This is a genomic window from Ancylothrix sp. D3o (genome assembly GCF_025370775.1).
In the GTDB taxonomy this organism is placed as follows: domain Bacteria; phylum Cyanobacteriota; class Cyanobacteriia; order Cyanobacteriales; family Oscillatoriaceae; genus Ancylothrix.
In genome coordinates, this window is sequence record NZ_JAMXEX010000028.1 from 1 (window position 1) to 12914 (window position 12914).

Below are 12914 nucleotides of genomic sequence, written 5' to 3' on the forward strand. Positions count from 1 at the left end.
GCATAACTGTTTTCCTCGATTTAGCTTTTGGTATATCTTATCATATTTTTGTCCTAACCTTATGCCGTAGTGCTATACCTAAATTATCCCCCCACCCAGACAAGCCAGTTCTAGTAATTTTTGATTTTTTTTTATTTTTGCCATCAAAAGCCTGAATTTCTAGCAATTTCGCCGCCCACATTACAAAACTTTACATTTTTTGCCAACTGTCTCAGCTTAACGTAGAAGAAAAATTTGGCTATAAAAAAATAGGCAAACTTCCCCCCAATACCCGCAAAATTCTCACAAAAAAACCAGAAATTTCCTGATTCAGGTAATATACCCCAAAAAAATATTCAAAATACATTTCTATCAAAAGCCCCCGCCAAAACAAAACTAGGACAGAAAAAAAGCTCCCAGCATAAACAAAAACAAGTTTGTGTAAAATTTATGTGAATTTAAGCAAAACTCAGACCCCAGCATTGCCAGAATGTGGTAGATCAATAGTAGCAACGTTAACATCGCTGTTAACCCCAAAATTATCAGGGCTGCAAAAGAAAACAAATATAAAAAACTTAACAATTTCAAAAGCCATGCCTCCAGGCCCAAAAGTAGGTGGCAAGCATCCATAAACAGTCACGCAAAAAAGGCAAAAATGCCCCAAAAACAACAGTCTTCCTGGTCACGTTACCGGCCGGCCTTCATCACCCTCCTTGTAGGTACAGGACTCTCCCTCGGAGCCTTTTTAATCGTGTGGCGGTGGGAAAACAACCGCCGGCAATACGAATTTAACCGCTATGCAGACAGCGTAGCCACCGCCTTAGAACAAAACTTTAAAAACAACCTCCAACTACTTCCCTATATCCGAAACTTTTTCCTAGCCTCAGACAAAGTAGAACCAGAAGAATTTACAAACTTTGTCAAACAAACACCCCAAGACGAGCATCCCAGCCTAAACTTTTTAGCTTGGGCACCAAAAATCAGCAACCTCGAACGCATCAGCTACGAAAATCAAAACAACCTCCAAACCCCCTTTGAGATCCGCGAAGTCAACCCCCAAGGCGAACTCGTCAGAGCCCCAGAAAGAAACCAATACTTTCCCCTTTACTACATCACCCAGCACAGCAAAAATCAACAAAATCAGGGCTTAGATATTGCCTCACAACCGGCCTACCAGCGCCTTATCCAACAAGCAACAGACACCGGCACCCTCACAGTCAGCAGCAACATCAACCTCAACAAAGTAAAAAACACAGACATTGGACTGATCGCCATCCAACCAGTGTATAACTCGAACGTCACCCCCACCACCAGGCGCGACAACCTCAAAGGCTTAGTCATCGCAGTCTTTAGCATCAGCCATATCTTTGAATCAGCCCTTGCCGGCAAAGGAGTTGGCAACCTCGACCTTTATCTGGCCGAAAAACCAGACACTACCAACCCAACATCATCACCACCACAATTTCTCGCCTTCTATGACTCCTCGACAGAACAAGTCGTAGAATTTCCCACCGCCCAAAAACTTCTCCAAACCAACAAAAAACCTAACCAAGCCATCGGAACCAAAACCATCGAATTCGGCGGACGCAAATGGACACTATACCTGCTGTCAACTCCCCGATACGAACAGATCCAAACCAAACCCTGGCGATCTTGGGCCATCTTAATCGCCGGCCTCCTCTGGACAAATATACCCGTTACCTACCTCCTCACCTCCCTATCTCGTCAACAGCAAATCGAAAAACTCGCCAGCGAACGCGCCCACCAAGCCGAACAACTGCAACAAGCCCTACAACAACTCTCCAAAGAGCAAGAAAAATCCGAAAAACTCCTGCTCAACATTTTGCCTGGGCCCATTGCCGAACGCCTCAAACAACAACCCGACATCATCGCCGACAGCTTCCCAGCAGTCACCGTACTATTTGCAGATATCGTTGGCTTCAGCCAACTCGCCACCAGAATTTCCGCCCCTGAACTCGTCGAAGTTCTCAACCAAATCTTTTCCGCCTTTGACCGGCTCACCCAAACTTACCACCTCGAAAAAATCAAAACAATTGGCGACGCCTACATGGTGGTCGGCGGTTTGCCCACCCCCCGGCCCGATCACGCCAGCGCCATCGCCGAATTTGCCTTAGCTATGCAGCAAGAAATCGTGAAATTTAACAGCCAAAACACCGAAAACTTTCACATCCGCATCGGAATTCACACCGGCCCAGTTGTTGCCGGCGTCATCGGCACCAACAAATTCATCTACGATCTTTGGGGTGATACCGTCAACATCGCCTCTCGCATGGAATCTCATGGCCTCCCCGACACCATCCAAGTCACCCAAACCACCTACCTACTCCTCAAAGACAAATTCGACTTTGAAATGCGCGGCCAGATCCCCATCAAAGGCAAAGGCGAAATGACTACCTACCTCCTCACCGGCAAACGTCGCCTATCCCAATACCCCCTACAGCATCCCATCAACCACCCATTAAAACATTTCCACCCTAACAATGACCCAAACCCCCTCCAAGTCCAGTCGGCCACCCTTCCCTCACCCACCTAACCATTGAGGAGCGTTTTTCACAACCTCCTCTCCCTAACCCTGAATATTACTTAAACTTTTACCTCCCCTTTTTGCCTTATTTTTAACCAAAAAACTCCCCCTCTCTCCGTACAAATACTTAATGCTTTTTTTCAAAAAAACTGTAATAAAAATTTAACATAAAAACAAATATGGTAGGATCTGAAAACTTAGCTATAAAGTATAAAAGCTTACAAAAAATAAACCCAAATAGACTCATAGTTTTAACAAGCAACACTAAAGCATTTCCCCCTCCTAGATTGCCTTATCCAAAACCCAAAAGCCAAAAACCGGCCTCAAACAGAGAATCTCTGGAAACCCACCTCCCGATAACTCCCCAACTACAAAAACTAATTTCCTAAAAACTCCTCCCTAAAAAAGTAGAGAATTGCCGTGTATCGAGATGTAGAAAGCCTATACCATCAAATTATTATGTCACGAGAAATTAATGCCTCAGTCGTGAATATAAGCGGACGGCAGCGGATGTTGTCCCAGCGAATTTCCCTGTTTAGCTTAAGATTAGTTTGTACCCTCGACCCATCACAACAAGAAGAAATTCGCCAGTGTCTGCTTGATGCTGTTGAATTGATGGAAAAATCTCACCAGGGATTACTCTACGGCGATCCAACTTTACAATTACCCGGCCATCCCTCAAAAGAAGTTCATTCCCTTTACTTTGAAGCCCCGCACTACGTCAATCAAAAAGTGCAACAATATATTCAAGAAACAGGAAAATTGCTAACCAGCCCCAATGAAAATTTAACCCTAGACAACCCCCACTTAAACTATATCATTAATGCCGCATCAGGGGAATTAATTCAAGCCTTAGATGCCGTAGTTACTCAATACCAAAAAGAAAGCGAAATCCAACAAAAAGCTTTTGAGAAAACTTTAGTAGAACTCTATAATAAAAGCCAAGCCGCTACCCAATTTGCCCAAAAACGTAACCTGGAAATACAGGAAACTTTAACGCAATTACAACAAGCCCAAGCCCATCTTATCCAAACGGAAAAAATGTCTTGTTTAGGTCAACTATTGGCAGGTGTAGCCCATGAAATTAATAACCCTGTGACTTTTTTGTATGGCAATATTAATCATGCCGAAAATTATATCACAGATATCGTTGAGTTACTAAAACTTTACCAAAAATACTATCCAACCCCAGCCGATGAAATTCAAGACTTCATAGAATCAATCGACCTAGATTTTTTGTTGGAAGACTTGCCAAAAGTTACCAACTCTATGAAAATCGCTTCAGATCGCATTCTTCAAATTGTTTTATCTTTGCGTAATTTTTCGAGAAAAGATGAGGGAGAAAAGCAAAATACGGATATTGAGGCCGGCATCGAAAGCACCCTGTTAATTTTGCAGCACCGTTTCAAAGAGAAAACAGGTAAAGAAGAAATTAAAATCATCAAAGAATTCGCCAAATTACCCGCCATCGAGTGTTATGCCGGCCCCCTCAATCAAGTTTTTATGAATTTGATTACTAATGCTATGGATGCCTTAGAAGAATGCCAAGAAAATCGAAAAAACTGTGCTTATACCCCAACAATTCGCATTCGCACTGAACTAAAATATCCTGATAAAATTAGTATCCGAATTGCAGATAATGGCCCCGGTATCAGAGAAGAAGTAAAAGAGCGTTTATTTGAACCATTTTTTACGACAAAACCTATAGGTCAAGGTACCGGCCTGGGACTTTCCATCAGTCACCAAATTGTTGTTGAAAAGCATGGAGGTTCGCTGAAATGCGTATCTGTACTTGGACAAGGAACAGAGTTTTTAATTGAGTTGCCGGTGCGCCTAAACCAACTTTGTCCAGACAAGGTAACAGGCGCTACCCAGTCACAACTCAGGTAAGTAGTAGGGGCTTTAGTCCCTCAAAAATCGACTGCTTGCTGTAGAAATGTAGCTGCTCTTGCTATCATCAAATTAAAATCCTTCCAAGAGCAGGTAAAATTTTATGGCAGTTAAAAAGCAGTTTAATAGTTTTCAAGACTTATTGATGGGTTCGGATCTGCCGGTGTTAGTCGATTTTTATGCGCCTTGGTGTGGCCCCTGCCAAATGATGGCACCCATCCTTGAACAAGTCAACCAACAGTTAAAAAACCGGCTCATAGTCGTCAAAATTAACACAGACAACTATCCTCAATTAGCCAGCCATTATCACATAGAAGCCTTACCCACTCTCGTGCTGTTTAAAAACGCTCAGCCAGTTGACCGGCTCGAAGGAGTCATGCAAGCTCAAACTTTAATCCAGCGCTTGCAAGCCTTTATTTAAAACCCCCCCAGAGTTCTCACCAAAAATTTTAATAAAATATTCCCAAAGCAGGTTTACGGCAAAGTAACCTGGTTTTTTGTCTTTTTCCGCTTTACTCAAACAAAACACTCCCTAGAGAGCTTGACAATTTAACTAAAACAAAGATACATAAGCTAGATGTAAACCCCATAAAATTCAAGCACTCAAAACCCCCTAAAAGCATCAGAGCCAATCTAAACGCCCCAAAAAAACGCCAAACCGGCATCCTTTTAAACACTTTAGCAAATAAGCATCCTGATTTGACTTTATTCTCTTGTAAAAAAAAATAGCCCTCAACAATATTTTCTGCGGAGTAAAAGCCGGTTCCTAGAAAAGACAATTTCTAACCAAACATAGCCATATTCAAACAAACATTAAATTAACAATCAGGAGCAAAATAATGACAGCAAATAGCGCACATATCAAGCGGTTGATAGAAACAAAACAATGTCAAGGAGGCGATTTAGTTGAAGCAAACCTGGCTCATTTTAACCTCAACGGCGCCGATCTTTCTGGAGCCAAACTCATGTTTGCCAACCTAAACGGAGCCAACTTGATCAGCGCCAACCTCAGCGGAGCCGATCTCAGCTATGGCAACTTAGTTGCTGCCGAATTAATAAAAGCCGACTTAAGCGGAGTAGACGCCAAAGGCATCAACCTCATCGACGCCAAACTCACCAATACCAACCTCAGAGGCGCAGAATTAACATTTGCCAACTTAGTCAACACCAGCCTGCAAAACGCAAGTCTTGGGGGAGCAGACTTGCAAGGCGCAAACTTAATCGGAGCAAACCTAGAAGCAGCCAACCTCAGCGGAGCTAATCTCAGCGGCGTAAACTTAGGAAATGCCAGCCTTGGAGGAGCCAACTTATCCAACGTCAACCTCAGCGAAGCTCGCTTAGTGGGAGCCGATCTCAGAGATGTTAACCTCAGCGGAGCCGATCTCAGCAGCGCCAACTTACTTAACGCCAACCTCAGCGGCGCAAACCTCACCGGCGCTAACATCTCAGGAGCCAACCTCAGCAGAGCTAATTTAGAAGGAACCATCGGACTTTATCTGGATAACGCAGCCTCAGTCCGGCCAAAAAGCGGTGTCGGCAGAGAGCCAGACAGAGCCGCAGTGGTACCCTATGGAAGTTTAGTACAGGCAGCCTCTTCAACAAACAACTCAAAAAGCTTAGGCATTCAGCGTTCAGGGTTGAGTTAACCGGCTGCATCTGAGTGGTTTGCGGTGTTTTGGAGATAACAGATATGCTCAAGTCCGGCGGATATTAAAACAACACCAATCTTGTCGGCGCCACAGCGTCGCCACCACCCAGCCATGTTGCTCAAGAGTATCAGCCACCGGCTTTGCTTGCTCTAGCAAAACCCCACTGATCACACCCCAAGTTGTTGTTTTAACAAGCGGTTCCAACTGAGGAATTAAATCAATAATCACCTCAGCCAAAATATTACACACAATCCCATCGACCGGCCCCGAAGCCATTTCAATTACCCGCTCCACACTCCCCAATTCTGTTTGTAAAACTTCCGTATTAACTTGGTTGAGTTCCTGGTTACTGCGTGTAGACTTAATTGCCAAAGGGTCAGTATCCACCGCGTAAACTTGTTTGGCTCCCAGCAGGATTGCACCAATCGATAAAATCCCTGAGCCACAGCCAATATCGGCTACAACGGCATCTGTTTCTTCATAGGAGAGGCGCATTTCGATAGCTTCGAGGCAAAGTTGAGTTGTGGCGTGGGTGCCGGTGCCAAACGCCACCCCTGGATCAAGACGCAAAACGTGACGGGTGGGATTTTCTGGCAGCGGCAACCAAGCCGGGTAAACCAATAACTTATCTCCAATCTCGATGGGGTGCCAGTATTGCTTCCAACTGCTAGACCAGTCATCCTCATCAATTAAATGCCAGTGCGCCGCCGGCGATGGCAAACCCACACACACCGCATCTTGTCGCAACCATAAAGATAAAGCCGCCAGATCCAAAAGCTGCGCTTGTTCTTCTGGTAAATAAGCGCTAACCAAGCAAGCATAACCTTTTATTTGACAAGCAGTACCCCGACAGCCAAATTCTTCCAGCCGCCAAAACACCGTATCTTCAAGGGCTGGATCGCACAAAACCTGAATTTCCCACCAGCTATGCGTCATAGCATACCAATAATTAATTTTATATGTTTGAGTTTAAAAAGAATGCCGACAGCAGCTTTTTATGTATAGCAACTGTAAAGGCAACGCTATAGAAACCGAGATGCCTGAGAAGCCCATTGTCAATGGATAATTAAAAATTGACAATGGACAAATTTCTCAGATTGCTTAAAGCGTTACCGTATAAGCATCTCGAATACCGGTAACTTTGATAATTTCTGCCAAAATGCCCTCTGGTAGGGGGTCATCCAAGCTTAACACCATCACCGCATCGCCCCGGACAATTTTGCGGCCCACCTGCATACTGGCAATATTGACATTAAAGCTGCCTAAAAGTGAGCCAATTTTGCCAATAATGCCCGGTAAATCCCGGTGCAAGGTAAACAACATATAACGAGAAGGCGGCACATTGACAGGGAATTCATCGACATCAGTAATGCGAATTTCCCCATCTCCCAAAACTGCACCGGTCACGGAATGCTCACCTAGAGAGCCTTTGGCTTCCAGATGCAGTGAGCCGGTGTAGTCGCGGATATTGGTATCGCGGGTTTCAATAACGCGAATGCCCCGCTCTTTGGCTTCTATGGCCGCGTTGACATAGTTAACTCGCTCGCGCAGGGCGTTGGTTAGCAAACCTTTTAAGGCGGCCACAACAATCGGCTTGCTTTCGTTGGAAGCTAACTCACCTTGTAATCTCACATGAAGAAAATCAACTCTTCCACCGGCCAACTGGCTCACTAAGTTACCCAGAGTTTCTGCCAATTGTAGGTAGGGTTTGAGTTTTTCCATGACATCGGGATATAACCCCGGAATATTCACTGCACTGCGGGCCGGCAATCCCAGCAGCACATCCCGAATTTGTTCAGCCACATCAATAGCAACGTTGATTTGTGCTTCGGTGGTGGAGGCGCCCAAGTGGGGAGTTAAGATGATTTCTTTGCCGAGTTGTCTTAACGGAGAGTCGGCTTCGAGGGGTTCATTGCTAAACACATCAAGGGCTGCACCGCCAATTCTACCTTCTTTTAAAGCAGTAGCGAGGGCAGCTTCATCAATAATGCCACCGCGAGCACAGTTAATAATCCGGGCTGTTGGTTTCATTTTAGCCAGAGTTTCTGTGCCAATTAAATTGGTGGTTTCTGGGGTTTTGGGGATGTGCAAGGTAATATAATCAGCCTCGCGGAATAATAAATCCAAATCCACTAACCGGCATCCTAATTGATCGGCGCGTTCGGTGGAAATGAAAGGATCGTAAGCCAATAACTTCATCCCCATTGCTTTGGCAGCGGTGGCGACGTGGGAACCAATTTTGCCTAAGCCGACAACCCCAAGAGTTTTTTTATAAACTTCGGCACCGACGAAGGTTTTACGATCCCAACCGCCGTTTTTTGTCGAAGCGTTGGCGTCGGGAATGTAGCGAGAAAGCGCTAACATCATCGCTAGGGCGTGTTCAGCGGCGGCGATGGTGTTGCCTTCTGGTGAGTTGACCACCACAATACCTTGGCGGGTGGCTGCCGGTACATCAACGTTATCTACTCCCACACCGGCACGGCCAATAATTTTTAGTGATGTGCCGGCTTCGATCATTTCTTTGGTAACGCGGGTGCCTGAGCGAATCATTAATGCGTCATACTCTGGTATAATCCGCACCAATTCTTCTGGTGATAGACCTGTTTTGATGTCTACTTGGGCAACTTGAGAGAGAATATCAATTCCGGCAGAGTCAATTGGATCGGATACTAGAACCTTTGGCATGATTAGGGTAATTGAGTGCGACTAGGGCGGGTAAATTGCCGTTGAGTGGGGCGGCAGCAGTTTGGGGGCAGGACGACCGGCTTTTTTTTAAGCCCAATGATTAGGCAATTTTAACCGCAGTAGCACATTCTATCTTTTCTGGGGACAGAACTTTGCGAAATGACTAAAAGTTTTTAGCTTTGGGGGCAATTTTTTGTTTGTCGCCCTAGTCTGGCATTCCCTGATAGGCTTTAATTAAGGTTAATTTGTTTTTCCTGACTTTTCTCTGTTGATTTTGGCCGGTTCACTTTTAACCGTTTACTTTTGGCTTGTCCACGTTTAAGTTTTGATCTCTTAATATCGCACTCTATGAATTATCTTGTGGCTGTTCTACCGGATCGTATTCAAGCTGAAGCTGCTTATGTGGCTTTGGAAAAGGAAGGTTTGCCAATGAGTCAAGTGGCTATTTTGGGCAAGGGTTACAAAAGTGCTGATGAGTATGGTTTGATTGACCCTAATGAGCAGGCCGGTAAGCAAGCAAAGCTGATGGCGACTTGGTTGGTGCCGTTTGGTTTTGTGGCGGGTGTTGCTTTTAGTCTAAGCACCGGTTTGGATACTTTTGCTTGGGCGGGCGAGTGGGGTAATCATTTTATTGGCGGTTTGTTGGGCGCCGGCTCTGGTGCGATGGGTAGTGCGTTTGTCGGTGGCGGTACCGGTTTGATTTTTGGTAGCGGTGATGCTTTACCCTATCGTAATCGTTTGAAGTTGGGTAAGTATTTAATTGTGGTCAATGGTGATGAAAGTTTGACTCGCAAAGCTACGCTGATTTTACGCCGGTTTGATCCCGAAAATATCCAGGGTTATGCTGATTACAGTCAAATGTAATTAAATCATAATTTAAAACCCGGTTTTTCTCAAAAGCTGGGTTTTCTACAAGATGTTTTTTTCTGGGCATCTTAGCATGAGGGATAGCAAACCTGGAAATGTCTTAAATTTCTTTGGCTTAGGGGTTTTTAGCAGCCTGTTCTCTCCTGCTTCCAACTGATACAAATCTACAATATTTTAGACTAAAAATTTTTTTTGCCCTCTATCTAAAGTTGTATTACAATATTTAACCTTTCTGGCATTTAATACAAAATTTAAGTTAAGATAAGCTTGTCAAAATTTGAGGATAAAACAAGCTATGTCAACTTTGTATGAAAAACTAGGTGGTGCTCAAGCCGTTAAACTGGCTGTCGATAATTTTTATGACCGTGTGTTACAGGATGATCGGGTTAAGCACTTCTTTGATGGCATGGATATGGTTAAACAAAAAGGCCATCAACGAGCATTTTTAACTTATGCCTTTGGGGGGGCTCCTCAATATGATGGACGGGCAATGCGTGAAGCTCACAAACAGTTGGTAGAGGAGCAAGGTTTAAAAGGCGAGCATTTTGATGCTATTGCTGAGAATTTGCAGCTAACACTTCAGGACTTGGGAATTGCTGAAGAGTTGATTTCTGAAGTGATGGCTGTAGCCGGTGCACCTAGCCATCGTAGGGATGTTTTAAACCAGTAAAACACGAGTTTAATTTCTCAATTTATCGCATTTGGAAAAGATAAAAGCCAGTTTATAATCCCCTGTTTTTTATAATAAACTGGTCTTTTCTGTACCGCAGTCATCAGAAAAACCCTATCTTTTCCTGTTCACCGCTCGCCAGTTTCCCATTGTGCCATTAAGCCGACTCGCTGAATAGCTACTTTTAAAGCTTGATTAATTGGCATTCTTTGATTGCCTAAAGATGGCTCAATATTACTAAGCTGAAAAGCAATTTCTGAAAAACTCGCCACCGGCAGTCCACCGGCAATACTTTCTTTCACTTTTTGTACCATTTCTGGCATAATTTCTTTATGATACCGGCAGGCTGCCAATTCCGCTCCACCTTGTTTATTTTTCACCGCCGCAAAGCCAAACAACCGGCACACACTGGGACGAAAAGCATATATTGAACACCGGCCATTTCCGGCAATAAATAAATCAGGTTCATAAAAGATACATCGGCCTTCCCAATTCACTGTATCGGCTTTTTCTATTAATTCTTGAAATTGTTTTTTCTGGAATAATTCTAAGGCAATTGGTAGCATTTCTAGCGGTGTTGTTTCAATGTCTGGGTTTTCGCAACATCTGCCGCAGCCTGGGGGGCATTTTAGGCCGGTTGTTTGGGCAAGTTTTTCTGTCTGTTTGTCGATTTTTTCGTACAGTTCTTTTACTTGGTTGGCAATTTCTTGATTTGTCATTATTTTAGGTTTCTATCTGGTTTCGTGTTTTTATTCTATATGTATGTGGGTTTTTGTGGTATTATGGTTTGATGTGCAATTATGGGGGGTTTTTAAACCGCAGATAAACGCAGATGAACGCAGATGGACGGCGATGGGTTTATTGCTTTTTTTATGGTATGATTAAGAGGCGGTTTGGGTTTTAAGTTGGAAATTTAGGGTACAAAAGAAGAGTTGGGGTTGAATTTTAGTTATGTTGCCACGAGAGGATTTGTTAAAAGGGGTTGAAAATCGAGACACGCTGGCCCGCATTATTGACCAGGCTGATCAGGCTATCAAAACTTGGGAAGTTGTGGCTACGGATTTTCTTTCGCCGCCAGAAATTGTGGAAGCGCAGCAAGCTTTTTCTCGCTTAACAGAAGTGCAGCTAGTGGCGTGGGGAGGATACCCACAAGCAGAACGACAAAGATTAGCAATTGCCCGTGCAGAATTGCCTCTGGATACTTCACAAGTGGAGATTGCAGCGTTAGATATTGCTGGTAATTTTTTATTTGATACGGCAACTCATCGAGATTTTTTAGGGTCAATGTTAGGGTGTGGTATTGTCAGGGAAAAAACCGGCGATTTAATTGTTTTGGGAGAACGCGGTGCTCAGGCGATTGTTGTGCCTGAATTGCTAGAATATTTGGAGATGCACTTAAAACAGGTTCGTTCGGTGCCGGTGACAGTTCGCCGTATAGAATTAAGTGAGTTAAAAATTAGGGAACCGAAGAAAAAAGAGTTAACTACCACAGAAGCTTCTATGCGGTTAGATGCTATTGCTTCGGCGGGTTTTGGGATGTCTCGCAGCAAAATGGTAGAGTATATCGAAGGCGGTGATGTGCGGGTAAATTGGAAGGAAATTAGCCAGCCTAGTTATCAAGTGAAAAGCGGTGATTTAATTGCAGTTCGGGGGAAAGGCCGGTTGGAAGTTGGCGAAGTTGCTGTTACGAAAAAGGAAAGATTCCGGATACAGTTAACGCGGTATATGTAGGGGTTGCTGAATAAATTGCCGAGCGCAAGAGTCAGAATGAAAGTTAGAAGAAACTTTGCCAGCTAGTTTTTTCTAATTTAAAGTAGAATGATTGTAGGATGGCAATGCCCACCTTGATCGAGATCGTTAATGGCGAAACTCTACCGTCTCAAACATTGAGGCTGCTACGATGACTTCTTCACTGCCTAAATCAATGGTTTCTCAGATTACAACTCCTCAACATTTGCCACCCTTGGAAAATGGTGATCGATTAATTCGTCCAGAATTCGAGCGTCGTTACAGCGCTATGCCAGAAGTAAGAAAAGCCGAACTAATTGAAGGAGTTGTTTATATGGCATCACCATTACGCTTTAGACCTCATGCCAAACCGCACGCCGATCTGATCGGTTGGCTGTGGACATACAAAATCGCTACGCCACAGTTGGAAATGGGAATTGAACCAACAGTAAGGTTAGATATCGACAACGAACCGCAGCCGGATGGGGTATTATTAATCAGTCCAGAAAGTGGCGGGAACTCAACTTTGAGCGAAGATGGATACCTGGAGGGAGCGCCAGAATTGATGGTAGAAATTGCGGCGAGTAGTGCGGCAATAGATTTAGGTGATAAGAAACGTGCCTATCGGCGGAATGGGGTACAAGAATACATCGTTTGGCAGGTATTTGACCAAAGGATTGATTGGTTTAGTTTGCAAGATGGTGATTATGTTTCGTTGATGCCAAATGAGCAAGGTGCGATTTGCTCTGTTGTGTTTCCGGGATTATGGTTAGATGTTGCGGCGATGCTGCAAGGAAATATGCAGCAAGTATTGGCAATTTTACAAGCTGGAATTAATTCGCAGGAACATCAAACTTTTTTACAACACTTAATAGCTCAGCAGCAAGGCTAGAGAAACCTT

Annotated in this window: 11 protein-coding genes; 8 read left to right on the forward strand and 3 right to left on the reverse strand. The window is 44.1% G+C overall.

All coding sequences use genetic code 11. The features are described from left to right. Window positions 1-634 precede the first annotated feature (634 nt). The 4 genes from NG798_RS23890 (at window position 635) to NG798_RS23905 (ending at window position 6060) form a co-directional block, all read left to right on the forward strand. Window positions 635-2533 (forward strand): adenylate/guanylate cyclase domain-containing protein, encoded by a 1899-nt coding sequence (locus tag NG798_RS23890; protein ID WP_261226223.1) that lies wholly within the window; start codon window positions 635-637, stop codon window positions 2531-2533. A gap of 450 nt (window positions 2534-2983) precedes the next feature. After that, window positions 2984-4414: an ATP-binding protein gene (locus tag NG798_RS23895; protein WP_261226224.1), complete on the forward strand. Its 1431-nt coding sequence runs from the start codon at window positions 2984-2986 to the stop codon at window positions 4412-4414. Window positions 4415-4517: 103 nt separating this feature from the next. Then, window positions 4518-4835: a thioredoxin gene (trxA, locus tag NG798_RS23900; protein WP_261226225.1), complete on the forward strand. Its 318-nt coding sequence runs from the start codon at window positions 4518-4520 to the stop codon at window positions 4833-4835. Between the two features lie 418 nt (window positions 4836-5253). Beyond that, on the forward strand, window positions 5254-6060 hold the full coding sequence (locus NG798_RS23905) for a pentapeptide repeat-containing protein (RefSeq protein WP_261226226.1): 807 nt from the start codon (window positions 5254-5256) through the stop codon (window positions 6058-6060). 48 nt (window positions 6061-6108) lie between these two features. Here the strand turns inward: NG798_RS23905 and prmA are convergent, their stop codons facing one another. Further along, on the reverse strand, window positions 6109-6999 hold the full coding sequence (gene prmA / locus NG798_RS23910; protein ID WP_261226227.1) for a 50S ribosomal protein L11 methyltransferase: 891 nt from the start codon (window positions 6997-6999) through the stop codon (window positions 6109-6111). 165 nt (window positions 7000-7164) lie between these two features. After that, window positions 7165-8748, reverse strand: coding sequence for a phosphoglycerate dehydrogenase (serA, locus tag NG798_RS23915; protein ID WP_261226228.1), 1584 nt, complete (start codon window positions 8746-8748; stop codon window positions 7165-7167). Window positions 8749-9096: 348 nt separating this feature from the next. Between serA and NG798_RS23920 the strand changes: the two genes are divergently transcribed. Next, window positions 9097-9612 (forward strand): hypothetical protein, encoded by a 516-nt coding sequence (locus tag NG798_RS23920; protein WP_261226229.1) that lies wholly within the window; start codon window positions 9097-9099, stop codon window positions 9610-9612. Window positions 9613-9910: 298 nt separating this feature from the next. Then, window positions 9911-10285, forward strand: a complete 375-nt coding sequence (locus NG798_RS23925; protein ID WP_261226230.1) for a group 1 truncated hemoglobin — start codon at window positions 9911-9913, stop codon at window positions 10283-10285. Window positions 10286-10413: 128 nt separating this feature from the next. Here the strand turns inward: NG798_RS23925 and NG798_RS23930 are convergent, their stop codons facing one another. Continuing rightward, window positions 10414-11004 (reverse strand): YkgJ family cysteine cluster protein, encoded by a 591-nt coding sequence (locus tag NG798_RS23930; protein ID WP_261226231.1) that lies wholly within the window; start codon window positions 11002-11004, stop codon window positions 10414-10416. A gap of 232 nt (window positions 11005-11236) precedes the next feature. Between NG798_RS23930 and NG798_RS23935 the strand changes: the two genes are divergently transcribed. Together NG798_RS23935 and NG798_RS23940 are read left to right on the forward strand one after the other, a co-directional pair. After that, window positions 11237-12016, forward strand: coding sequence for a photosystem II S4 domain protein (locus tag NG798_RS23935; RefSeq protein ID WP_261226232.1), 780 nt, complete (start codon window positions 11237-11239; stop codon window positions 12014-12016). A 169-nt stretch (window positions 12017-12185) separates the two neighbouring features. Next, window positions 12186-12905, forward strand: coding sequence for a Uma2 family endonuclease (locus tag NG798_RS23940; RefSeq protein ID WP_261226233.1), 720 nt, complete (start codon window positions 12186-12188; stop codon window positions 12903-12905). The last annotated feature ends 9 nt before the right edge of the window (window positions 12906-12914 follow it).